A 23,911-nucleotide genomic window follows, 5' to 3' on the forward strand; every position below is an offset into this window, starting at 1 on the left:
CGTATGGGTGAACTGCCTTCTCTTGCTTTAAGTTTCGACGACGTCCTTGTCCTTCCCGGACTGAGCCAGGTTTTGCCTGGGGATGTCGATGTTTCCACCAAACTGGCCGCCATTGGCCTGAATGTGCCGATTTTATCGTCGGCCATGGACACCGTCACGGAGTCCGAACTCGCCATCGCCCTCGCACGTGAGGGCGGTCTGGGGGTGATCCACCGCAACTGCCCCATCGACCAGCAGGCCGAGCATGTGGCACGGGTGAAGCGCTCCGAAAACACCGTCATCCAGAGCCCGCACACCGTCACGCCAGAGACCAAGCTGGGCGAAGTGCAGCGCCTCATGCATGAAAAAGGCGTCAGCGGCTTCCCCGTGGTGGATGCTCAGGGAAAACTCGCCGGCATGGTCACCAGCCGCGACATGTGGTACATCGAGGACGAAAGCACCCCGGTCTCGGCCATCATGACACCGCGTGAAAAGCTCTCCACCGGCACGCCGCAGACCAGCTTTGAGGATGCGCTGAAGATTCTCTACACGCACCGCATCGAAAAGCTCCCTCTGGTCGATTCCAGCGGCAAGCTCGCCGGCCTGATCACCAAGCAGGACATCGTGAAGCGCCAGATGTTCACCAACGCCGCCAAAGATGCCAACGGACAGCTCCGCGTGGGTGCCGCCGTCGGTGTGGGTGAGGACTGTGTGGACCGTGGCCTCGCCATGCAGGCTGCCGGTGCCGACGCCGTCTTCATTGACGCCGCCACCGGGCACACCAGCCGCGTCATGCAGGTCATCGCACGGCTGCGCGAAAATCTCGGCTCAGGCATCCCCATCGTCGCCGGCAACGTCGTCACTGCCGACGGTGCGCGCGATCTCGTCAAGGCAGGCGCTTCTGCTGTCAAAGTCGGGGTCGGTCCGGGCTCCATCTGCACGACCCGTATCATCTCCGGCGTGGGCATGCCTCAGTTCACCGCCGTGCAGGAGGTCGCCGAAGTCTGCCGTGCGGCTGGCGTCACCGTCATCGCTGACGGTGGCATCCGGTACTCGGGAGACATCGTCAAAGCTCTCGCCGCCGGCGCTGACTTCGTCATGCTGGGCTCCCTGCTGGCAGGCACGGCCGAAAGCCCGGGCAACATGGTCAAATGGCAGGGCCGTACCTTCAAGGAATACCGTGGCATGGGCAGTCTCAGAGCCATGCGCAAAGGCGCAGGTGACCGCTATGGCCAGAACAGCTCCGGCAAGCTCGTTCCTGAAGGCGTGGAGGCCCGGGTGCCCTACAAAGGCCCCCTCGCAGATGTCGTCTTCCAGCTCATCGGCGGCCTTCGCTCCGGCATGGGCTACGTGGGTGCCAACACCCTCGATGAGCTGCGTGCCAAGGCACGCTTTGTACGCATCACCGCCGGCGGTCTCAAGGAAAGCCATCCGCACGATGTCGTCATCACCGAAGAGCCTGTGAACTACGAGCCGCATTGATTCCTCCAGTTTCGGCTCTCCCATCCTGCATACGCCCCCATCTCTCATGACCGCCCAAGAAGTCGCCGTTCTCGATTACGGCTCCCAGTATTCCCAGCTCATCGTTCGCCGCGTCCGCGAGCTGGGTTTTGTCTCGCACCTCTATCCGCCGGCCGAACTGGCGAACCTGCAGTCTCCCGGGGCCATCATTCTTTCGGGCGGCCCTCGCAGCACCTCGGATGCGGATGCTCCGGACGTGGACTATGACAAGCTCATGTCCTTCGGGGTTCCCGTGCTGGGTGTTTGCTACGGCATGCAGCTTCTCAACATCAAGCACGGTGGCACGGTCAAGCCGGGGGTGACCCGCGAGTATGGCCCTGCCAAGCTCGTCGTCACCGACCACGCCGACCTCTTCAGCGGCATCTCGCACGAATCTCAGGTCTGGATGAGCCACAGCGACACCTGTGCAAACCTCGCCAGCACGACCAAGGTCATCGCCACCAATGAAGACGCCGTGCCGGTGGCCCTGAAATGGTCGGACCGCTGCTGGGGCATCCAGTTTCACCCGGAGGTCACGCACTCGCACGAAGGCACCGCCATTCTGAAAAACTTCCTCACCCAAAGCGGCGCGCAGCTTGCCAAGTTCGACATCGAAGCCTTCAAATCGCAGATGCTTGACCGCATCAAAGCCGAGGTCGGCAGCCGTGAAGTCATCTGCGGCGTTTCCGGCGGTGTGGACAGCACCGTGCTCGCTGTTCTTCTTGCCAAGGCTGGCGTCAAAGTGCGCTGCATTTTCATCGATACCGGCATGATGCGCCTGAACGAAGCGGCCGAGGTCAAAGAACTCTTCGACAAAGTCGGTGTGCCCATTGAGCAGATCGATGCCAGCGCCACCTTCCTCGGCGCGCTCAAAGGCGTCACCGACCCCGAGCAGAAGCGCCGCATCATCGGCACTCTCTTTGTTGAGGAATTCTGGAAGGTGGCCGATAACGTGGAACTCCTCGCGCAGGGCACTCTGTACCCTGACGTGATCGAGAGCGCCACCAGCGGCTCCATCGCCAGCAAGATCAAAACCCACCACAACCGTGTGGACCGCATCATGGAGCTCAAGGAGGAGGGCAAGGTGCTCGAACCGCTCGCCGAGCTCTTCAAGGACGAGGTCCGTGCCCTCGGCGCGAGCCTGGGCATCCCGCATCAGGCGCTCTGGCGCCATCCGTTCCCCGGCCCCGGCCTCGCTGTGCGCATTCCAGGAGAGATCACCGCCGAGCGTGTGGCCACCACGCAGCATGCCGACTCCATCTTCATCGCCGAGCTCCGCCGCAGCGGCTGGTATGAGCGCACCTGGCAGGCCTATGCCGCGCTGCTCCCAGTCAAAACGGTGGGCGTCAAAGGCGACGAGCGCAGCTATGAGCAGGCCATCTCTCTCCGCGCTGTCATCAGCGAGGATGCCATGACTGCGGACTGGGTCGAGCTGCCCTACTCCGTGCTGCGCAACGCCTCCAACAAGATCCTCAACAGCGTCAAAGGCGTGAACCGCGTGCTCTACGACATCAGCACCAAGCCGCCTGCCAGCATTGAGTGGGAGTGATGACATGAGCTCCGGCTTCCTGCTCTCATTCGAAGGTTCCGAAGGCTGCGGCAAGTCCACGCAGATAGCGCTGCTCCGTGCCCGGCTCGAGGCTGAGGGGCGCGCCGTGGTGATGCTGCGCGAGCCCGGTGGCACCGAGCTGGGAGAGAGCATTAGGCACCTCCTGCAGCATGCCAAAGAGGGTGCTGCCATGACGCCGGAGACGGAGCTGCTGCTGTTCGCCGCCAGCCGTGCGCAGCTTGTGCGTGAAAAAATCCGCCCGCTGCTGGAGTCCGGCACCTTTGTCATTCTCGACCGCTTTCTCGACTCCACCACCGTCTATCAGGGTATCGCCCGGGGCCTGCCGCTGGAAAGCGTGCGCGCCATCAACCATTTCGCCATCGGCGGCACCCTGCCGCAGCTCACGCTGGTGCTGGACATGGACACTGCCACCGCCCGGCAGCGCATTCATCAGGCAGGCCGTGAGCTGGACCGCATCGAAAGCCAGCCGCAGGCCTTCTTTGAAAAAGTGCGCCAGGGCTACCTCGCCCTCGCAGAGGCGGAGCCCGCACGCGTGAAAATCATCGATGCCTCGGCGGCTCCGGAAGCCGTGCACGAAAGCATCTGGCGCATCATCTCCACTCACTCCCATGCCGTTTAAGAGCGACCATGCCCTTGAACTCATCGCCCGCGCCCGTGACAACGGCCGCCTCGGTCACGCCTACCTGATCACCGGCCCCAAGGAGGCGCAGCATGAAGTCTTCGCCGCCAAAATGCTCGACCTCATCGTTGGCACCAAGATGGGAACGCTCGAAGCCTGGGAAGGGCAGGGGGCTGTGGTTCTGCGCCCGCAGAGCAAATCCCGCCGCATTACCATCGGCGATGACGGCGACGACCCCGGCACCATCCGCTTTCTGGAAAAGATGATCCACCAGACCGCCGCGCCAAACGGCTGGAAGCTCGCGATCATCGTCGATGCCGAGCGCATGAACGTGCAGGCGCAGAACGCCTTTCTCAAAACGCTCGAAGAGCCGCCGCCCAACACGCTGCTGCTGCTGCTCAGCACCCAGCCCGAGCAGCTGCTGCCCACCATCCAGTCCCGAGTGCTCGAGGTCGCGCTCATGCCTCCGGACGGTGCGCGCATCTTCACCGAACACGAGGGCAGGCTGCTCTACGTGCTCAAGCGGATGTCTGGCAAAGACGGCGGCAGCATCTCCGCCGCGCTTTCATTGAAAAAGGATTTCGAAGACATCCTCGAAGCCCTGCACGAATCCATCAAAAAGGAGCAGGAGGCCGACTTCGAGCGCGAGCAGGACCACTACGCCAAAACCACCGACGGAGCCTGGCTCAAGCAGCGTGAGGAGCAGGTGGAGGCCCAGATCGAGGCCGAATACCTCCAGCAGCGCACCTCGCTCATGGAGCTCCTTCTCTCCTGGATGGGAGATGTCGCCCGCCAGCAGGCCGGAGCCGCGCATCTCGACCTGCCCAAGTTTCAGGACGCCACCGCCGCCCTTGCTGCCAAATGGGAGCCAGGAGACGTCGCCAAACGCATCCGTGTCCTCCGCCAGCTCGAAAGCCACCTCCACACCAACGTCAACGAAGGCCTCGCGCTCGAGGTGTGTTTCATTGAGGCTTTTGGTGCGTAACGCCTTCGTTCACACCGTCTCTCCACGCCGCAAATCCGGCATCAAACGCACCGGCTTCATACTCGTGTGCCCCGTTTGAGCCAGCTCCAGCACCAGTCTGGCCAGCCGCTTCGCAAACTTCGCCGCATCCGCCGAATAGCGCGTCACCTTTGGCACCACATGATCTAAAAACGCATCGTCATCCCGTGAGACAACCGCAAAGTCTTGCGGCAGCTTATGCCCGAGCCTCAGCAGATGAGTCACCACCGTCAGGGTGTGGATCGAACGTGCCACCAGAAAAGCCGTCAGTGCAGGTTTCCGCTTCAGCGCTTCGTTCAGGCTGTCGATCACCTGCTCCGCCGTTTCATGATGCTGCACGATGCAAGGCTCGGCATCGCATCTCGCAAAAGCTTCTCGAAAACCTTGGGCGCTGTCTGCATCTCCGCCATGCGCCGAGTCCGGCAGCAGCAGTGCGATGCGCCGATGCCCCTTCTGCATCAGCATCGTCGCCGCATGTCGGCAGGTCGCCCGGTAGTCCAGATCCACCGAAGGCAGCTCCACGCCATCAGCGCACGACCCCGCGATGACGGCCGGCAGCTGCTGCTCCGCAAACCAGCGCTGCATGACTGCGTTCGAGCGAAACATCACCCACACAGCGGCGGGGGCTCGTTGCGTGAGTTTTTTCAGCCCGCCCGCAGGCTTGGCTGCAAAGCAGTGCGCACTTGCATGCACTTCGAGCTGGTAGCCCGCCTCGGCCAGCAGCTCGCGCAGCGCATCCACCCAGAACAGCACAAACGGCGGCATCGCCTGTTGCGGCACAGGGGTCAGCAGGGCGATCACGCGTGATGAAACGCTCTTCGCACGGGTGGCGGGGACCGTAAGAATGTGCCGCCGCTTGTTCACCACCGCGCCGATCAAGCCTTCACGTTCCAGCTGCGCCAGCACCGCCCGCAGCGTGGGGCGGCTGATGCGCAGCCGGGTGCAAAGCGTGCGCTCGGATGGCAGCACCTCCTGCCATTCCCCACGCAGCAAGGCTTCGCGTAAAAAGTCGGCGCTGTGCGTGATGAGCGAGGGGCGGGGTGGTACGGAGTGCATCATAAGCAGGGTGCCGCACCATGCTGTGGTAAGCTGAAATGACCACAGAGAAATCAAGTGCCGCGCCGTTCATGATGCCACACTCTTCGCAACCCATGCTTCCTCATTCCGACCTCCTTCAACTCAAGCGCTGGAACACCCCCACCATCTACAATGGATGGGAGCAGATTACCAAACGTGACCCCGCCGCCGATGGCTTTAACCTTGAGGAAACCCGTGACTTCATGCCGCAGATGGGCCCCATGGTCGGCTATGCCGTCACCGTCGTGGTTGAGCCGAGCAACAAGGCGCATCGCGAAGCCAATGCGAATGCGTGGAACGACTACCGCCGCTACGTCGCAGGCATTCCCGGACCCAAGATCGTCTGCGTGCAGGATCTCGACAAACCCCGCACCATCGGATCTTTCTGGGGCGAGGTGAACAGCAACATGCACCGCGCCCTGGGCTGTGTGGGTACCATCGTCGATGGAGCCATCCGCGATGTGGATGAAATGACCAACGCAGGGTTCAAGGCCCTGGCCCGCCGCTTCTGCGTCGGTCATGCGCATGTGCACCCCGTGCGCTGGAACTGCGAGGTGGAGGTCTTTGGCAGAAAAGTCACCCCCGGCGATCTCATTCACGCAGACAAGCACGGCTTCCTCGTCATCGAGCCCGAGGCACAGCCACAGATACTTGAAGCCTCCCGTTTCATGGACGCCAACGAGTGCCAGACCGTCATCCCTGCCGCCCGTGGCAGCGCCGGCCTGAGCAGTGATGAGGTGCTGGCAAATCTCGCCGCAGCTGGTGCTCAGTTTGGCAAAAACGCCAGGGCGCAATTCCAGCGTGAAGGGGAGTGGTAGTCGCACTCTCCCGCATGTCAGCTCGTCGCAATAGCGGCAAAACGTGATGCCTTTCCAGGGCAGACAAAGGTCGGCGGCATGCGAATTTCTTCCCGTGCCGGCGTTCGTGCATCTTGCATGATCACGCCATGCGCATTGCATGAATTTGGGGGCGGGCTTTCAAATGGCCGAGGTGTGGTGTGTTGTTTAATTCATTGGAAATGAATTGGGTGGGTCATTGGTCGTTGGGCTGGCATCAGCCCTGCGAAAGTAGGTGTCGACAACCGAAGAAAGCCACCCCCATGACTGGTTCTGATCCATCCCCAAACAATTCACTGGTTCGTGTGCTGTCGCTCATACTGGCGACGCTCGCGCTTCTCGTGGCTTTGACCGGGGTGGTGGCTCAGGCCTCAGTCATAGCATGGGCGGTGGCGATCATGGCTTTGATCATCTTCGAAGCCACCTACCACCTGAAACACTAACCCACCCACTCCTATGAACAGCACCCCAAACATTCAGCAGGCATTGAACGACACGGCGCAAGACTTTCGCGCTCTGGGTGAAGCTGCCAAGACAGACTTCAAACAGCTCTCGCATGAAGCCATGGAACTGGCGCAGACCAAGATCATCAGGCCAAGTGCCCAGCTGGCCAGAAACTCGGCCCAGAGATTGGAAGACCAGGCCCGCCGTTCCGCTGAAGTGACCAAGGAAAAGATCGACCACATGCGTGGCTACGTGGTGGAAAACCCCGGGCGTGCGCTGGCCGGCGCGCTGGCAGGCGGATTGGTGCTGGGGCTTCTGTTCCGCCGCTGAGTTTTGCTTTCCTGACTCAATCCTAACCACCTACCTTTATGCTTCAAACTATCGCCATCCTTCTGATCATCCTGTGGCTGCTTGGCGTGGTGTCCAGCTACACACTCAGCGGCTTCGTTCACATCCTCCTGGTTGTGGCGGTGGTGCTGGTGCTCGTTCGCATCATCCAAGGCCGCAGCCCGGTTTAAATCAACACCCTCCCCATTCTTTAAAATTCACTTTTACGCTTATGAAAAACAACGCCTCCTCCATCAATGACGAATCCATCGCCCGCAGCACCGGTTTGTCCATCATCGCCATCTCGCTGCTGCTGCTGGCGCTCTCCTTGCTCAGTTCCTGCAACACGACACGCGGCTTTGGTCGCGACGTGGAAAAAGTGGGCAGCAAAATCGAGCACGCCGCCGCCAGAGCCTCTGGCAACTGAGTTTTCACCCTCACCAAACTCCGTCATGAACAAGCATCTTTCTCCGCTGATGTCGGTCATAGCAGGCATCTGCGTGCTGATGTTTCCAGCGCTTCTGAACTACGTGGTGGGCATCTACCTCATCCTCACAGGTGTGCTGGCCTTTCAAAAGGGTTAGCCACCGCAACTATCTCCCCCCCAAACCTAAAACGCGGAAGTGATTCCGCCCAAAAAAACCCCAAGTATCTCAAATACCATGAACACACTGCATCAGCGCATTCAATGTTTCTTTGCAGCCAGCCTGTTCCTCCTGATCGGGCTTACCCTCCTGCTGGTGGTGAGCTGTGGTGATCAAAAAGCCGCAGCCAAGCCCTCCGTGCGTGAAAAGATCGAAAACAAGATCGATGACGCACTCGACCGCCGCCCGGGCGAGCCTGTCCTGGATGCGATCGAAGACGCTGCCAAGGACGCCGGGAAGGTGAAGACCGCTGTCCAGGAAGCGGTGAAAGATGCGGCCAAGTAGGCTGGCATCTTCTCTGGTCCTGATGGCGAAAGGGTTCGTCATCAGGACCAGATTCGTTTAAAGCATGGGCCTGCTGGCCAGACTTTCAACACCTCCTACTAAGTATGTTTCGCTCATGGCATGGCTTGTTTTTGGTCTTTTCCTCATCGATGACTTTGCTGGTCATGGCGAGCATGGCCTACAGCGGCAGGATTGCGCGAGAGGGAACCCAGATTGTGGAGCATTCCGGGGTGGTCATCGACAATTTACTCGTGCTTCGCTCCAAGATGTCTGAAGTCGAATCGGCGGTGCATTCATTCTACATCCTCGGGGAAATCACCTGGTCTCCATCACTGGGAAAGACTGAGACGGAGACTCGCAGACTGCTGGACACGCTGACAGACCAGACTCATGACAATGAAACCCAGCAGCGGCAGCTCAAGGAGGTGCGGCAGCTTGTGGTGGAACGCCTGGCTGCGCTGGCACAGCTGACGTCGGTCGCCTCGGGAGCGGAGGGGGATGAAGCGAGGCGAAGCATCTTTAACAAGGGCGGCGCCATCATGAAGCAGCTGCTCAAGAGCATTGATGAGTGCGTGCGGCACGAGCGTGAACTCTACCTGCAGCGGGATCAGCAGGCGCAGCAGGAGTTTCGCAAGCAGACCTTCACCAGCATCGGAGGCCTGATTCTCGCCGTCGCGACCGGACTCGCCAGCCTGCTCTTTCTAAAGCGCAGTCATCGTGAAACCCTGCGTGGGATGGAGATGGAGCAGGCGGTGGCCCATGCAAAGCAGGCAGACCTCCAGAAATCGCAGTTCCTGGCCAACATGAGCCACGAAATACGCACGCCGATGAACGCCATCCTGGGGTTTACGGACTTGCTGGGCGGGATCATCAGCGAGCCTCGGGCGCTCAATTACCTGAAGTCTATCCAGAGCAGCGGGCACACTCTGCTGGAGCTGATCAATGAGATCCTGGACATCTCGCGCGTGGAGGCCGGCAAACTCGAACTGCGTCTGGAGCCGACCAATGTGAGCGAGATTGTGGATGGCGTTGCCGTCATGCTCAAGCAGCAGGCTGCCGACAAAGGCATCTACCTGGAGACCAAAATCCGCGGGGCCATACCGCCGTTTTTGGACCTCGATCCGCTGCGCCTGCGCCAAGTGCTGGTGAATCTCGTGACGAATGCGGTGAAGTTCACGCGGCGTGGCGGTGTGAAGGTGCTGCTGGATGCCGCGCAGACGGAGGACGAAAAGTGGGACTTGATGATCAAGGTCACGGACACGGGCGTGGGCATTTCCCCAGAAGATCATGAGAGGATTTTCTCTCCGTTTGAGCAGGTCTCCGCACTCAGCCGCAGCGGAGCTCAGGGGACGGGCCTGGGCCTGAGCATCACCCGGAAATTGGTCGAGCTCATGCAGGGGCAGATCCTGCTGGAGAGCGCCCCGGGCGCCGGGTCAGAATTCACCGTTTTGCTTTCTGGCGTTTCGGTCAGCAAAAAAAAGAATGCGGGCGCCCCCAGCAGCCGGCAGGCAGATTTCAACCGGCTGCGTGCGGCAACGATTCTGGTGGTGGACGACAACCCCACCAACCGTGAGCTGCTCGCAGGTTTTTTTCATGGGTCACATCACGAACTGCTTTTTGCGCAGGATGGCATCGAAGCGCTCGAAGTCGCCCGGCATGCAAAGCCGGATGTGATACTCATGGATATCCGGATGCCGCGGATGGACGGCAAATGGGCGCGTGAGATCCTGCGTGAGGATGAGCGCACGAATGCGATCCCGGTCATTGCTCAGACGGCATCATCAGCCCCGGATGAATCCCTGCGGCTGAAGCAGATGTTCGACGGCTACCTGCGCAAGCCTTTCAGCCCGCTGGATCTCTTCCATGAACTGGAGCCTGTGCTGGGCCACGCCACACTGCGCCATGTGCTGGCCAGCCCAGATGTGGTGGTGAGTGACACGATGCCAGCCGCTGTGCTGGAATCACTCGACGCCCACACTTCGGCCACCTGGCCAGGGCTTGCTGTGAAGCTGAAAAAAATAGCCGGTGACGAGGTGAAGCGATTTTTGGAGACCTATCCCATGAGAGAAATTGCTGCGTTTGGAGGCGATCTTCAGGTGCTGGCTGCACGCTACGACTGCCCGCCGCTCAGCCGCTATGCCAGTGCGCTCGTCGCGGCTGCGGAATGTTTTGAACTTGAGCAGGTGGAAAAGCTCCTGGGCGAGTTTTCCAACGTATCCCACAAGATTACCGGCGAGGCGGAGGCAGCTCGCTGATGACGCAAAGTCCTGCCTGTGATAGGCCTCCACTCCTGAAAACAATCCAGAAAAATGACTGAAGATTCACCCACAGCATCAATGCCTTTTACGGGGGGAGCCGCCGCCCCGGGAGTGGTTCTTGTGGTGGACGACAACCTGAAGAACATCCAGGTCGTGGGAACAATTCTGACGCAGGCGGGTTTTGAGGTCATACCAGCGACCAGCGGACCTCAGGCCCTGCAGCGTATGGAGGCCCGGCCTCCCGACCTTGTGCTGCTGGATGTGCTGATGCCAGACATGGACGGTTTTGAGGTTTGCCGAAGGCTGCGGGACAACCCTGAGACGGCATCTCTGCCTGTGATTTTTGTCTCCGCAGCCAATGACACAGGGGCCATCGTCCGCGGTCTGGAGGCAGGCGGTGTGGACTATATAACGAAGCCATTCAACAAGACTGAGCTGCTGGCCCGCGTGCGCAACCAGGTGGAGCTCAAGCGCACACGCGAAGTCTCAGCCAGGATCCTTCATGAGCGCGAAAAGATCATCAGCATGGTGGCGCACGATTTGAAAAATCCTCTGGGCGCCATTCGCTTCAGTGCCCAGACGCTGGCGGAACTCACGCCGGAGCAGAAGGAAACGGCCGGCGAACTTATCCAGCACATCGTCACGACGTGTGATCAGGTGGTGAGTTTTGTGGACCGCTTTCTGAGCCGCAGAGCCCAGGAGGCCGGGCAAGAAAGGCTGGTGCCTGTGCGGATCTCCACGGATCAGATTCGTGAAATGATTTCGGCCTGGCAGACAACAGCACGGCGCAAACAGATTGCCCTGTCTGTCAGCGCTCCCAAACAGCAGGCGCACATCCGGGGAGATCTTCTCACGCTGGGGCAGATCCTCGACAACCTCATGAGCAACGCTGTGAAATTTTCGCCCCGGGGCGGAAACATCGTGGCAGAGCTCATCCAGCAAGAACGCTCTCTGGTGATTGTCATCACTGACGAAGGCCCCGGCTTTACCGAAAGTGACCACGCCCGGATGTTCCAGGATTACATGAGACTCAGTGCCCGCCCCACAGGTGGCGAGTCCTCCACGGGGCTGGGGCTGGCGATTGCCAAACGTGGCGCAGACAGAATGGGGGCGGGGTTGCGCATTGAAAACCGCGCTGAAGGCAGCGGAGCCGCCGCCCGGCTGGAGCTTTCGTTGTGCGGAGATGAACAACTTTAACAAGATGAAATACGGATGGATATTTTGATCGTCGACGATGAAGCCAGCATTCGCCGGGCCACGAGCATCGCGCTTGAGGCCGCAGGCCACTATGTCGAAACGGCCGAGACCGGAGCCGTGGCGCTGACCAACCTCAAGGAGACCTCCTTTGATCTGGTTCTGCTGGATTTGTACCTGGGCGAAGAGAGCGGCCTTCAGGTGCTGGAAGTGATACGCCGCGAGCATCCAGGGGTGCACGTTGTCATGTTCACCGCCAACGCCACCATCCCCAACGCGGTGGAGGCGACAAGGCTTGGCGCAGTGGACTTTTTGGAGAAGCCCTTCAGTCCCGACCAGCTCCGTCAGTCGCTCAAACGCATTGCCACGTTGCGCTCCCTGGAGCGCAAAGTTGAGGAACTCAAAACGGAGGTGAGCCGTCAGGCCCCGCCTGCGCAGGTGGAGTCAAACAACCCCGCCCTGCAGCGCAGCCTGGAGGTGTTTTTTCGCGCGGCAGACACCCAGGCTTCCATCCTCATCCTGGGGGAGAGCGGCACCGGCAAAACGATGATAGCGCGTGCCATTCATGAGCGCAGTGCCTGCCGCGACAAGCCTTTCGTCACAGTCAGCTGCCCAAGCCTTTCACGTGAACTGCTGGAGAGCGATCTCTTCGGGCACGTCAAGGGGGCCTTCACCGGCGCGCTGCGCGACACCTGGGGCAAGGTGAAGGCGGCTGAAGGCGGAACGCTGTTTCTTGATGAAATCGGAGAGCTGCCGCTGGAGATCCAGCCCAAGCTTCTGCGGCTGCTTCAGGAGCGCGAGTATGAGCGCCTGGGTGAGGCCACGCCGCGCAAGGCCAATGTGCGTGTCATCGCGGCAACCAACCGAAACCTTCAGGAGTGGGTGGCTGAAGGGCGTTTTCGCGAGGATTTGTTTTACCGGCTGAATGTGATTTCGGCCGTGATGCCTCCGCTGCGCGAACGGCCTGAAGATCTCATCCCTTATGCAGAACGTTTTTTCAAATTCTTCACGCGTGAGTTTGGTCGCAAAGTCCGTGGATTCAGCCATGAGGCTCTGCAGGCTCTGCGTGCGCATGACTGGCCTGGAAATGTGCGCGAGCTGCGCAATGCCATCGAGCGTGCGGTGATCCTGGCCGAGGGGGAGCAAATCACTCCATGTGATCTGCCTGAGGCCGCTCATGCCGCGCGCTCAGGAGCTGAGGATTCCAAGCTGACCGTCGGCGGGCGCGTCAGCATCGAGCTCCTGGAATGCGAGCACATTCGCCGTGTCATGGCCAGCACGGCTTCGCTGGATGAAGCTGCCCAGGTGTTAGGCATCGATTCCGCGACACTTTACCGGAAGCGAAAGCGCTATCAGCTGGACGGTCCCTGAGTCAGGGAAACGACGATTGCTTATGCCTTCCGCAGGTGCAAAAAAAGGGCGGATGAAAATGATTCATCCGCCCCGGAGGATGTTGTTTTTTACAGGCCCAGTGAAGCGCCTACATTGGCATTGATGCCAGCTCCAGACTGGCTGCGATGATGACTGTGCCTTGGTGATTGTGCGCGGGCTCGCGCATTGACGTGGGTTTCACAGCTTGGCATCAGGCAGACAATCACTGCGAGGAATGTCAGGGGGAGAATGTTTTTCATGGTGTGTTTCAGGTGTGGATGGTGCGATTGAGGGTCTGCTGCAGTGGCCGTCCGTCAAAAGATGCCGAGACGTGTCGAGCTGTTCACGTTGAGAGGCAGTCTGGTATTGGCATTCACCCGGGCATTGACCCCGCTCTTTTTCCACTGCCCGTAGGGGACTGGTTTGGCCCTGTAATGATCGTGGTGATAACGGTCATGGTCATGCCATGAGTTGGAGTAGTACTTCGGCGGCGGGGGAACTCGGCGATAGGCGGGGTATCCTGGGCGTGCCGCGACGTAGCCGCCTCCATCCACGTAAGTTGAGCAACTGGACAAGCCCATGCTTGCTGCTGCCAGGGACAGGATGAGTATGGTGTGTTTCATAGTATGGGTGTGGTTTCTTCTGGTTGTGCCAGGTTGGACATACACTTGAGCTAGAACTGGACCTTGTGATCGGTTCTGAATTAAACCTGTTGATCCACAATGGTTAATGCGATTGGCGTGAGGTGGTTTAACCTGCCGAATCTTGCATCTTGCATGGATTTCTCATGCCTGGGCCGTGCATGTTGCAAGGCTTCGGGGGCAACGACTGGAAGAGAAGACCACAGGGCAAGCAAGCAAGTGCCATGGTCAAATCTGTTTACCAGCAAAGAGAAGAGCATCGGAGCCGTCTATCACTGCCACCATGAAACACCTAGCATCCCTCCTGCTGTTCTGCGGGACACTCGCAGCTGCCGAACCCTTCATCGAAAAACAGGATCTCTTCATCGTCGGAGACAATCCAGCCTTTAAGCTCTACCACATTCCCGGGGTCGTCGTGACTGCCAAGGGAACCGTGCTGACCTGGTGCGAGGCACGCAAGCGTGCCGCCGGAGTCAGTGACTGGGATGACATCCGCATCCTGCTACGCCGCAGCACCGATGAAGGCAAAACCTGGAGCCCTCCGCAAAGCATCGCCAACGTTGAAGGCCCGAAAGCGAAGAACCCCTTCGCGCTCAAGATGAAAAACGTCGATCCCAACGACGTCACCTACAACAACCCCGTTCTGATTGCCGACAAGGACGGCACCGTGCACATGCTTTTCTGCCTGGAATACGAGCGCTGCTTCTACCAGCGTAGCGCGGATGACGGCCTCACCTGGAGCAAGCCCGCCGAGATAACCTCCGCCTTTGCCGCCTTCAAAAAAGACTACGACTGGAAGGTGCTGGCCACCGGCCCGGATCACAGCATTCAGCTCAAAAATGGCCGTCTCGTCGTGCCCGTCTGGCTCTCTACCGGCGCCGGTGGCAATGCCCACCGCCCCAGCGTCACTGCCACCATCTACAGCGACGACCAGGGCAAAACCTGGAAGGCAGGCGAGATCGCCGTGCCTTGCACGGACGAATGGATCAACCCCAACGAAACTGTCGCCATCGAACTCAATGACGGCAGCGTCATGCTCAATGTGCGCAGCGAGTCGAAAGCCCACCGCCGCCTCGTCACCATCAGCAAGGATGGTGCCACCGGCTGGAGCACCCCGAAGTTTGACGACGCCCTGCTTGAACCCATCTGCATGGGCGGCATCGTGCGCTACAATCACGACGGCCAGAGCCTCATTCTCTTCTCCAATCCGCACAATCTGGAAAAAGAGAAAGGCAAAGCCGAGCCCGGCAAAAACCGCGACCGTAAAAACGTCAGCGTGAAGCTCAGCCGTGATGAGGGCAAAACCTGGCCGGTGAGCAAATCCATCGAGCCCGGCCCCAGCATGTACTCCGACATCGCCGTCACGAAGAGCGGCACCATCCTCTGCTTCTATGGCCGCAGTGGCGACGGTTCAGCGCTGGCCCACTTTGCCGGCGGACGCTTGACGCTCGCTCGTTTCAATCTTGAATGGCTGACGGCTCCGGAGTGAAGATGATGCCCGGTTTCCTCTGATGAGGGTTGTTTGTTCGGCTTTGCATTCGCTGCTCTGCGGACGCCTGACGTCCGCAGAGTCTTTTAAGCCACGGTTCACGCCACCATGCCGTTCAAGGGAGCGTAGATTTCCACAGGGGGCTGCGCAGGGCGGGCACTCACACTGAATCAGGGCTGCTGCGGGGGGGCTCACTCCCCGTGCTCACGCCGCCATGCTTTGAGAATGGCGTCCAGCAGACCCGGGAAACGGCTTTCCAGCTCCTTGCGGCGCACCTTGCTCGTCAGCTCCACGCCACGGCGTTCGCTGTAGATGATGCCTGACTCACGCAGGATGCGGTAATGCTGCGAGCAGGTGGACTTCGGCATCGTGCATTTCAGGCGGCTGGTGGTCTCCACGCAGTTGAGCCCTTCCTCGGCCTTGCGCAGTTCGGCCACGATGCTGAGACGCACCGGATCTGACAGGGCGTGCATGATTCCTGCGACGGTGAAACTTTCGGCTGGAGGATGGTGGAGAGGTCTGATGAACGGATGCTACATTAATTTCGCTTGCAGTTCAATCATTCTATTGTTCGGTATTTGTGAACTAAAGAACAAACCTCATGCCCACTCTCTTTGATCCCCTCCAGCTCGGCCCTCTTCACTTGCCCAATCGCATCTTTCTAGCCCCGCTTACCCGGGCTAGGGCCGGGCAGCAGCGTGTGCCAAACGCTCTCATGGCCGAGTACTACCGCCAGCGTTCCAGCGCCGGCCTCATCCTCACGGAGGCCACTTCGGTGACCCCCATGGGCGTGGGGTATGCGAATACCCCCGGCATCTGGTCTCAGGAGCAGGTGGAAGGCTGGAAGCTCGTCACCCAGGCGGTGCACGAGGCCGGAGGGCGCATCTTCCTGCAGCTCTGGCATGTGGGGCGTATTTCGGATCCGATGTTCCTAGATGGCGCACTGCCCGTGGCTCCCAGCGCCATCGCGGCCGCTGGACATGTGAGTCTCGTCAGGCCTGAAAAGGCCTTCGTCACCCCTCGCCCCCTGGAGCTTTCTGAAATTCCGGGCATCGTCGAGGCCTATCGCAAAGGCGCTGAAAATGCCAAGCTGGCAGGTTTTGACGGTGTGGAAGTGCACGGTGCCAATGGCTACCTGCTGGACCAGTTTCTTCAGTCCAAAACCAATCAGCGCACGGACGAGTACGGCGGCTCCGTGGAAAACCGCGCCCGCCTGATGCTGGAGGTCACGGATGCCGTCATCTCCGTCTGGGGTGCTGACCGCGTGGGCATGCACCTCGCTCCGCGTGGCGATGCGCATGACATGGGAGATGCCAATCCCCTGGAGACCTTCAGCTACGTGGCGCGCGAGTTGGGCCGTCGCAAGATCGCCTTCATCGCCGCACGTGAGCATCAGGCTCCGGACAGCATCGGCCCTGCACTCAAGAAGGCCTTCGGGGGCGTTTATGTGGCCAATGAAAAATTCACGCTTGAGTCTGGCAATGCCATTCTGGCTGCAGGCGATGCAGATGCCGTGGCTTTTGGCGTGCCCTTCCTTGCCAATCCCGACCTCCCCAAACGGCTGGCCCAGCAGGCCCCCCTGAATGCGCCTGATCCCTCCACGTTTTATGGGGATGGCGCCAAGGGGTACACGGATTACCCTGCGTTATGAAGACGTCCCCGGGCCTCCTTTACTCGGTGCTGGACCTTTCTCCGATACTGGAGGGGGAGACTGCCGCGCAGTCCTTCCGCCACTCGCTGAATCTGGCCCAGCATGCAGAGAAGTGGGGCTATCACCGCTACTGGGTGGCTGAGCATCACAACATCCCCGGCGTGGCCAGCGCGGCCACGTCGGTGGTCATTGGGTACATCGCAGGCGGCACCACCACCATTCGTGTGGGCTCGGGCGGCATCATGCTGCCCAATCATGCACCGCTGGTCATTGCGGAGCAGTTTGGTACGCTTGAGTCTCTGTATCCCGGCCGCATTGATCTTGGGCTGGGCCGTGCACCTGGTGGCGACCAGGCCACCGCCCGCGCGCTGCGGCGTGGGCTCAGCAGCAGTGGCGATACCTTTCCCGCAGATGTGCAAGAGCTGCAGCAGTATCTTGGCAGTGCGCTGCCCGGGCAGAGTGTGCGGGCCGTGCCGGGGCAGGGGCTGAATGTGCCGCTCTACCTGCTGGGCAGCAGCACCTTCAGCGCTACGCTGGCGGCTGAGCTGGGGCTGCCTTTTGCCTTTGCCTCCCACTTTGCACCTGAGCTGCTGCATCAGGCGCTGGACATCTATAGGAGCCAGTTTCAGCCCTCTCGTGCGCTGGAGGAGCCGCATGTGATGATCGGAGTGAATGTCTTTGCCGCAGAGACAGATGCAGAGGCTCAGCGGCTCTTCACCTCCCTGCAGCAGGTGTTTCTCAATCTCGTGCGTGGCAGGCCGCGGCAGTTGCTGCCGCCGGTGGAAGGCATGGACCGTCTGTGGACTCCCACGGAGGCCGCATATGTGGACCGCATGACGCGCTGCTCCGCTGTGGGCGGTCCGGAGAGTTTTCGCCAGCAGATCGAAGTGCTGCTGAACGACACCGGGGCGGACGAAATCATCGCCACGGCACACATTTACGACCAGCAGGCCAGGCTGCGTTCGTTTGAAATTGCAGCAGATGTTTTTCAAAGTCTGCGTGGCTCTGCACACTGACTCAGTTCATTTTCATCCCAAACACGAACACACCCCAACGATCATGGAATACAGACAACTCGGCGGCTCCGGCTTCAAAGTGCCGGCTCTTACTCTCGGTACCGGCACCTTCGGTGGAGGCACAGAATTTTTCAAGGAATGGGGCGCGTCCGATGTCGCGGAGGCCTCACGTCTCATCGACATCTGCCTGGAGCATGGACTGAACATGTTTGACTCAGCAGACATTTACTCAAACGGGCTGGCAGAGGAGATTTTGGGGCAGGCCATCAAGGGCCGCCGCGATCAGGTGCTCATTTCCACCAAAGGCACCTTCCGTTTTGGTGAGGGGCCAAACAACGTGGGTTCCTCGCGCTGGCATCTCATCCGCTCCGTGGAGGGCAGCCTCAAGCGCCTCGGCACAGATTACATCGACCTCTACCAGCTTCACGGCTTCGATGCCATGACCCCGGTGGAGGAGGTCGTGGGCACGCTGGACGATCTCGTGCGTGCAGGAAAGATCCGTTACATTGGCGTCTCCAATTTCTCGGGCTGGCATCTCATGAAGTCTCTGGCGCATGCCGACAAGTTTGGCCTGACCAAGTATGTGGCCAATCAGACCTATTATTCACTCGTCGGCCGTGAGTACGAGTGGGAGCTCATGCCGCTGGGGCTGGACCAGAAAGTCGGCGCGGTGGTCTGGAGCCCTCTGGGCTGGGGCCGCCTCACCGGCAAGATCCGTCGCAGCCAGCCAAAGCCGGAAAGCGGCCGCCTCTCGCAGAAGCTCAGCAGGGAAATGGGCCCCCAGGTGGAGGACGAATACCTCTTCAAAGTCGTGGATGCCCTGGATGAAGTGGCCGCCGAAACCGGCAAGACTGTACCTCAGGTGGCGCTGAACTGGCTGCTGCAGCGGCCCACCGTCTCCTCGCTCATCATTGGTGCACGTAATGAAGAGCAGCTCCGCCAGAACCTCGGCGCCGTCGGCTGGAATCTCACCACCGAGCAGGTGGCCAAGCTGGATGCCGCCAGCGAGAAGCCAAAGATCTACCCCTATTGGCATCAGGCGGGCTTTGATGAGCGGAATCCTTTCCCAACCAAGTAAGCCGCCTGCTTCTGCATGGCGCTGATGCCGGGCCCGGATCTGAGCTGGTTTTACCAGAAAAATCAGTCCGGGCTCATTTTCTCGCTCTCTTGGTATGATGGCGGCGGCATCTCATGTTGCTTCAATGAAATCACAGTCAGGAGCCAGGAATAAGCTCGCGTAGAGAGCGCCATCCTCGGAAAGTGCTTCGACATTTGCAGAAACGATCCACTGTGGGCAGGTAGTAACATCCTCCATCTGCAAAGGCGGATATTGCAGCGAAAGGCGGTGCCGAAATTCGTTACAGGGCGTGATTTCACCGCCCTATGAACTGGCTTTCTTTAATCCTGTCGCTGCTCATCACGGTTCCCATCTTGAGCGGCGCCCCCGCAAGCAAACCGGACGTCCTTGTCATCTTGGTGGATCAGTGGAGCCCCCGCTATCTGAGCTGGGAAAATCCGCAGGTGCGCACCCCGCATCTCGACAAAATCGCCGCCGAGGGCATGGTCTTCGACCGCTGCTACACCACCTCTCCGGTCTGCATGCCCGCCCGCGTGTCTTTGCTGACGGGCCTGTATCCGCACAATGGCGGCCACGGAATCTGGGGCAATGCGCTGAACTACCATGGGTCACCTGAAGAGGCCACCATGTTCCGGGACATCAAGGCGGCTGGCTACACCACCGCACAGATCGGCAAGACTCACTGGACCTCCGGCCCCAGCGTGCGCGAGGCGTTTCCGAAGATCGAAGACTATCACCGCGCCCTCGGCCTGGACTATGTCTGTGATGTCTCCGGCCCGGTGGACTCGGTCACGGAAAAGAACTCTTATGCCGAATATCTGCGCAACCTGGGCTTGCTCGAAAAAGTCGCCGAGGAGATGCATGATCGCTATGTGAAGTGGGAGTTTCAGCCCAAGCCAAGCCTTGTGCCGCCAGAACACTACCACGATGTATTTGTGAGCCGTGAAGCGGCGGACTTCGTCGGAAAACAGCCCGCCGCTCAGCCTCTTTGCATCGTGTTGAGTCTTCATTCGCCTCATCCGCCGCTCGATGCCCCTGGCGGATATGCCACCATGTATGACGCCGGGAAGCTCACGCTGTCTCCCAGCGTGCCCGAGACTTTCCGCCGCGAGATGCGCACCATCGGCCATCCTGAAACACGCGAGATGCTGGCAAACTACCTCGGCAAAATATCCCTCGCGGACGACTGCATCGGCCGCGTGGTGGAGGCCTTCCAAAAGCGCGGCACCTGGGGGCGGACACTCGTCTGCTTCACTGCCGACCATGGCGAAATGATGGGCGCTCACGGCATGCTGACCAAAGGTCGCATGTATGAGGAGTCCGCGCGCGTGCCGCTGGTGGTGCGCCTGCCGGGGCAGGTAAAGGCCGGACACACGAAGACACCCGTGCAGATGTTTGATGTCTATCCCACCGTCGTCGAAGCCATCGGCGGCACCCTCTCACCACGCCGCCAGGCCGTCTCGCTGCTGCCGGTGGCGACAGGCAAAACCACCTCGGTTCGCAAGCTCGCCATTAGCGAGATCGGCACCCATTCTCCTCTGAACATGATGGCCTCCGACGGCCGCTGGAAATGGTGGGCAGATGAGAAAGGCGAATTCCTTTTCGACCTCGACGCCGACCCCTACGAGATGACCAATCTCGCCGCTGATCCAACCCATCTGGCAAAGCTCCACGAACTGCGGCAGGACATGCTGACACACCTTCGCTCCACGCAGACCAATCTCTCCGAAGGCTACAAGTCCAAGGTCCAGCGCATGCGCGAAGCCGAAGGGCTGCCCATCAAGGGCAAAAAGAAAGCTGCCGGCAAACTCCCATGAAATTCATCCTCCCTCTCCTCATCCTGTCGCTGAGCACTCTGGCTGCGGCGGACTTCAATGTGCTCTTCATCATGGCGGATGATCTGCGGCCCGAACTCGGCTGCTACGGCGCAAAGCACATCCATTCACCCAATATCGACAAACTCGCCGCTCAGGGGACTTTGTTTGAGCGCGCCTACTGCCAGGTCGCGGTCTGCAATCCATCACGCGCCAGCCTGCTCGGCGGCGTGCGCCCGGACACCACAGGCGTGCTGGACAATCAGCACTTCCTTCGTCCGCAGTTGCCGGACATTGTCACCCTCCCGCAGCATTTCAAAAACAACGGCTGGCACACCCTCTCGCTTGGAAAAATCTTCCACCACAGCGAGCGCGAGCCGGGAGACGATCCCCAGTCCTGGAGCGAGCCTTCATGGTATCACAGCCTGCCAGATCGGAGCTGGTTCAACAAGGAGACCGATGAAAAACTGAAGGCCATCAAAAAACTCCCAGCCGACAAACGGCCCAAACTCGTGCGCGGTCCACCCTATGAAGCCGCCAGCGAACCCGACGAAGTTTACAGCGATGCCAAGATCGCCGCCAAAGTAATCGAAACCCTTCAGCGCCTCAAAGCCATCGACAAGCCCTTCTTCCTCGGTGTCGGTTTTCACAAGCCGCACCTACCGTTCACCTGCCCGCAAAAATACTGGGACATGTATCCGGCGGACACCATCAAGCTTCCAGACAACTACCAGCCCTCTCCCGATGTGCCCGCTCCAGCCCTGCACAACTGGTATGAACTCCGCAGCTATGGCGATGTGCCTGCGGCAGGCGGCATCCCCAATGAGATGGCGCTCAATCTCATTCGCGGCTATCGCGCCTGCACCAGCTTTGTCGATGCCCAGATCGGCCGTGTGCTCGATGAACTGGACCGCCTCGGGCTTCGTGAAAAAACCATCGTCGTCCTGCTTGGCGACCACGGTTATCACCTCGGCGAAAACGGCATCTTCACCAAGATGACCAACTTTGAGCTGGGCACCCACGCCCCCCTGATCGTCAGCGCACCGGGGCAGAAGCCCGGCCAGCGCACGCGCGGCTTCGTCGAGTTTGTGGACATCTACCCCACCCTCGCAGAACTCTGCGGCCTCAGGCTCCCACCACATCTCGAAGGCACCAGCTTTGCTGCCTTGCTCACCAATCCCGAACAGCAGTGGAAGGCCGCCGCCTTCAGCCAGTACCTGCGTCCCGGCAAAGAGAAGTTCATGGGCCGCTCTGTACGCACTGACCGTTGGCGCTACACCGAATGGAGAAACATGAAGCATGAAGTCGTCGGCACCGAGCTTTACGACGAGACCGCCGATCCCCAGGAAAATCATAACCTCGCCAAAGAAACCGCCTGCGCCGAGATATTTGACGCCCTGGCAAAGCAGTTGCACGAGGGGCCAAAGAAAATGACCTCAGCCACAGCGAAGACCCAGTCACCATGATCACCCGTCGGCAGTTCATCCACAGCGCAGGCCTGCTCACCGCCGCCAGGCTCCCTGCGGTGGACCCATCACGCGCCGCACCCCGGATTCTGTACAGCAACGACACCACCAATATCACCTCCTGCATCAGCCCCTTTCACAAGGAGCGGGAGTCCTTTCGCAAGGAGATGCTCGAAGCCACCGTGGATGAGGTCACAGGCCTCGTGGACGCACACCTCCTCCAGCCCGGCCTCGGCATGGTGCCCATGTGGCCCAGCAAGGTCCTCCCACTCTCGGAGCACTACGCCTGGATCAAGCAGCGATATGGCATGAAGCCCGATCCCTTCGGCCAGTTTGTCCTGGATGGCGGTGACATCGTTCAGGTCTTCATCGACCGCTGCCGTCAGCGGCAACAGGCTGCGTTCATCTCCTTCCGCATGAACGATGCGCACCACAAGGAGTTCAGCGATCCCAAGCCCGGTGACAAACCAGGGAGCAGCATCGGCATGAGCGTAACGAAATTTTACGTCGAGCATCCCGAATACCGCATCATACCAGGCTCCCTGCGAGGAGCCGATCTCGTCCAAAACTGGGCCGTTCCAGAAGTGCTCGCGCAAAAGTTCGCCCTCATCCGAGAACTCTGTGAAAACTACGACATCGACGGTCTTGAGCTCGATTTCCTCCGCTTCTACAGCTTCTTCCGCGTGGAAGAAACACCCCTGGATCGGCGACGCGCCATCATGACCGGCTTCATACGCGAAGTGCGCGCACTGCTTGATCAAACCACCCGCAATGGCAAACGCCGCTGGCTCTGCGCCCGCGTGCCCTGCCATCTCCCCGCATTGGATATTCTCGGCCTCGATTTGAAATCCCTCGTCGCCGCTGGTCTCGACATGGTCAACGCCTCCGAGCATTACTTCACCACCCAGCAGCACGATCTGGCCGCGATCCGCGGGCAGACACACGGAGCCAGACTCTACTTCGAACTCTGCCACACCCTCTGGAAAGGAGACAAAGTCGCCAAAGGCTACGATGTCTTTCCCTTCCGCCGTGCTACTCGCGAGCACCTCCACACCTCCGCGCACCTTGCCTATTCGCGCGGTGTGGATGGCATCAGCCTCTTTAATTTCGCCTACTACCGCCAGCATGGCCAGGGCGAAGGCCGCGGCGTCTTCGGCGAGCCACCGCTCGAAGCGATCAAAGACCTGCGCGATCCAAAAGCCCTCGCACGTGAACCTCAGCACTGGTTCATCGCTCAGGGCTGGCGTGCCCCCGGCATGAAGCCGATCCCTGTGCCGCGCAAAATCGAGCCGGGCAAACCCGCCAAGTTCAACTTCGACCTCGCTCCGCCCGCAGGTGGCTGGAAACAAGATGCTCGCATCCGCATTCAATCCGACAAGATCCTCGGCAGCAGTGAATGGACCGCAACCTTCAATGGCGAGCCCCTCGTTTCGAGCAGCGATGTCTCCGAGCCTTTCCCTGTGCCTTACCCATCCCTGCTTGGCAAACCAGAGGAGCTGCGCGCGTGGACCCTTCCTGCCAAACTCCTGCGCGACGGCAAAAACAGTCTCGAAGTCACGCTCAAATCCGGCGAGCCGGTCCCGATAGTCTTTGTCGATCTCGCCATTGGTCAGTCCGGTTGACCAGCAAGGCGGGCGACGTTCTTACGT

Annotated in this window: 24 protein-coding genes; 21 read left to right on the forward strand and 3 right to left on the reverse strand. The window is 60.1% G+C overall.

Annotated elements, in window-relative coordinates; genetic code table 11:
* Nucleotides 1-3 precede the first annotated feature (3 nt).
* Genes guaB through ACFQDI_RS07685 form a run of 4 tightly spaced genes read left to right on the forward strand, consistent with a single transcriptional unit; the run spans nt 4 to nt 4,653 of the window.
* A complete protein-coding gene (gene guaB, locus ACFQDI_RS07670) occupies nt 4-1,461 on the forward strand; it encodes an IMP dehydrogenase (RefSeq protein WP_377165095.1) in 1,458 nt (485 codons plus the stop codon).
* A gap of 46 nt (nt 1,462-1,507) precedes the next feature.
* The gene (gene guaA, locus ACFQDI_RS07675) at nt 1,508-3,028 is read left to right on the forward strand and encodes a glutamine-hydrolyzing GMP synthase (RefSeq protein ID WP_377165097.1); all 1,521 of its coding nucleotides are present in this window, start codon (nt 1,508-1,510) and stop codon (nt 3,026-3,028) included.
* A gap of 4 nt (nt 3,029-3,032) precedes the next feature.
* Nucleotides 3,033-3,668, forward strand: coding sequence for a dTMP kinase (tmk, locus tag ACFQDI_RS07680; protein WP_377165099.1), 636 nt, complete (start codon nt 3,033-3,035; stop codon nt 3,666-3,668).
* Nucleotides 3,658-4,653 (forward strand): hypothetical protein, encoded by a 996-nt coding sequence (locus tag ACFQDI_RS07685; protein WP_377165101.1) that lies wholly within the window; start codon nt 3,658-3,660, stop codon nt 4,651-4,653. The genes tmk and ACFQDI_RS07685 overlap by 11 nt, the downstream gene beginning before the upstream one ends.
* A gap of 9 nt (nt 4,654-4,662) precedes the next feature.
* Here the strand turns inward: ACFQDI_RS07685 and ACFQDI_RS07690 are convergent, their stop codons facing one another.
* Complete coding sequence (locus tag ACFQDI_RS07690; protein ID WP_377165103.1) at nt 4,663-5,730, reverse strand: substrate-binding domain-containing protein; 1,068 nt, start codon at nt 5,728-5,730, stop codon at nt 4,663-4,665.
* 92 nt (nt 5,731-5,822) lie between these two features.
* Here ACFQDI_RS07690 and ACFQDI_RS07695 point away from each other — a divergent pair, with 92 nt between their 5' ends.
* From ACFQDI_RS07695 to ACFQDI_RS07740, 10 genes are all read left to right on the forward strand, one after another.
* A complete protein-coding gene (locus ACFQDI_RS07695; RefSeq protein WP_377165106.1) occupies nt 5,823-6,566 on the forward strand; it encodes an RraA family protein in 744 nt (247 codons plus the stop codon).
* A gap of 281 nt (nt 6,567-6,847) precedes the next feature.
* A complete protein-coding gene (locus ACFQDI_RS07700; RefSeq protein ID WP_377165108.1) occupies nt 6,848-7,027 on the forward strand; it encodes a hypothetical protein in 180 nt (59 codons plus the stop codon).
* A 13-nt stretch (nt 7,028-7,040) separates the two neighbouring features.
* Complete coding sequence (locus ACFQDI_RS07705; protein ID WP_377165110.1) at nt 7,041-7,358, forward strand: hypothetical protein; 318 nt, start codon at nt 7,041-7,043, stop codon at nt 7,356-7,358.
* Between the two features lie 38 nt (nt 7,359-7,396).
* Complete coding sequence (locus tag ACFQDI_RS07710; protein WP_377165112.1) at nt 7,397-7,546, forward strand: lmo0937 family membrane protein; 150 nt, start codon at nt 7,397-7,399, stop codon at nt 7,544-7,546.
* Nucleotides 7,547-7,587: 41 nt separating this feature from the next.
* Nucleotides 7,588-7,782, forward strand: a complete 195-nt coding sequence (locus ACFQDI_RS07715; RefSeq protein ID WP_377165114.1) for an entericidin A/B family lipoprotein — start codon at nt 7,588-7,590, stop codon at nt 7,780-7,782.
* Nucleotides 7,783-7,807: 25 nt separating this feature from the next.
* The gene (locus tag ACFQDI_RS07720) at nt 7,808-7,939 is read left to right on the forward strand and encodes a DUF3096 domain-containing protein (RefSeq protein WP_377165116.1); all 132 of its coding nucleotides are present in this window, start codon (nt 7,808-7,810) and stop codon (nt 7,937-7,939) included.
* 78 nt (nt 7,940-8,017) lie between these two features.
* Nucleotides 8,018-8,284, forward strand: coding sequence for a hypothetical protein (locus tag ACFQDI_RS07725; protein WP_377165118.1), 267 nt, complete (start codon nt 8,018-8,020; stop codon nt 8,282-8,284).
* A 149-nt stretch (nt 8,285-8,433) separates the two neighbouring features.
* Entirely contained in the window at nt 8,434-10,539 is a 2,106-nt protein-coding gene (locus ACFQDI_RS07730) for an ATP-binding protein (protein ID WP_377165120.1), read from the forward strand.
* A gap of 81 nt (nt 10,540-10,620) precedes the next feature.
* Complete coding sequence (locus ACFQDI_RS07735) at nt 10,621-11,739, forward strand: hybrid sensor histidine kinase/response regulator (protein ID WP_377165122.1); 1,119 nt, start codon at nt 10,621-10,623, stop codon at nt 11,737-11,739.
* A gap of 15 nt (nt 11,740-11,754) precedes the next feature.
* Nucleotides 11,755-13,107 (forward strand): sigma-54-dependent transcriptional regulator, encoded by a 1,353-nt coding sequence (locus ACFQDI_RS07740; RefSeq protein ID WP_377165124.1) that lies wholly within the window; start codon nt 11,755-11,757, stop codon nt 13,105-13,107.
* A gap of 314 nt (nt 13,108-13,421) precedes the next feature.
* Here the strand turns inward: ACFQDI_RS07740 and ACFQDI_RS07745 are convergent, their stop codons facing one another.
* Entirely contained in the window at nt 13,422-13,730 is a 309-nt protein-coding gene (locus ACFQDI_RS07745; protein ID WP_377165126.1) for a hypothetical protein, read from the reverse strand.
* A 301-nt stretch (nt 13,731-14,031) separates the two neighbouring features.
* Between ACFQDI_RS07745 and ACFQDI_RS07750 the strand changes: the two genes are divergently transcribed.
* On the forward strand, nt 14,032-15,237 hold the full coding sequence (locus ACFQDI_RS07750) for a sialidase family protein (RefSeq protein WP_377165128.1): 1,206 nt from the start codon (nt 14,032-14,034) through the stop codon (nt 15,235-15,237).
* Between the two features lie 191 nt (nt 15,238-15,428).
* Here the strand turns inward: ACFQDI_RS07750 and ACFQDI_RS07755 are convergent, their stop codons facing one another.
* Nucleotides 15,429-15,710 carry an ArsR/SmtB family transcription factor gene (locus tag ACFQDI_RS07755; protein WP_377165130.1) on the reverse strand — a complete coding sequence of 94 codons (282 nt, stop codon included), beginning with the start codon at nt 15,708-15,710 and terminating at the stop codon, nt 15,429-15,431.
* A 128-nt stretch (nt 15,711-15,838) separates the two neighbouring features.
* On the opposite strand from ACFQDI_RS07755, the gene ACFQDI_RS07760 reads away from it, so the two are divergent.
* From ACFQDI_RS07760 to ACFQDI_RS07785, 6 genes are all read left to right on the forward strand, one after another.
* Nucleotides 15,839-16,888 (forward strand): alkene reductase, encoded by a 1,050-nt coding sequence (locus ACFQDI_RS07760; RefSeq protein ID WP_377165132.1) that lies wholly within the window; start codon nt 15,839-15,841, stop codon nt 16,886-16,888.
* Nucleotides 16,885-17,904, forward strand: a complete 1,020-nt coding sequence (locus ACFQDI_RS07765; RefSeq protein ID WP_377165134.1) for an LLM class flavin-dependent oxidoreductase — start codon at nt 16,885-16,887, stop codon at nt 17,902-17,904. The genes ACFQDI_RS07760 and ACFQDI_RS07765 overlap by 4 nt, the downstream gene beginning before the upstream one ends.
* A 43-nt stretch (nt 17,905-17,947) precedes the next feature.
* Complete coding sequence (locus ACFQDI_RS07770; RefSeq protein ID WP_377165136.1) at nt 17,948-18,982, forward strand: aldo/keto reductase; 1,035 nt, start codon at nt 17,948-17,950, stop codon at nt 18,980-18,982.
* Nucleotides 18,983-19,287: 305 nt separating this feature from the next.
* Nucleotides 19,288-20,799 carry a sulfatase family protein gene (locus ACFQDI_RS07775; protein WP_377165138.1) on the forward strand — a complete coding sequence of 504 codons (1,512 nt, stop codon included), beginning with the start codon at nt 19,288-19,290 and terminating at the stop codon, nt 20,797-20,799.
* Complete coding sequence (locus ACFQDI_RS07780) at nt 20,796-22,262, forward strand: sulfatase (protein ID WP_377165140.1); 1,467 nt, start codon at nt 20,796-20,798, stop codon at nt 22,260-22,262. The genes ACFQDI_RS07775 and ACFQDI_RS07780 overlap by 4 nt, the downstream gene beginning before the upstream one ends.
* Nucleotides 22,259-23,884: a glycoside hydrolase family protein gene (locus ACFQDI_RS07785; RefSeq protein ID WP_377165142.1), complete on the forward strand. Its 1,626-nt coding sequence runs from the start codon at nt 22,259-22,261 to the stop codon at nt 23,882-23,884. Before ACFQDI_RS07780 ends, ACFQDI_RS07785 begins: the two co-directional genes overlap by 4 nt.
* Nucleotides 23,885-23,911: the final 27 nt, after the last annotated feature.

The sequence above is a fragment of the Prosthecobacter fluviatilis genome, assembly GCF_042655725.1.
Taxonomy (GTDB): domain Bacteria; phylum Verrucomicrobiota; class Verrucomicrobiia; order Verrucomicrobiales; family Verrucomicrobiaceae; genus Prosthecobacter; species Prosthecobacter fluviatilis.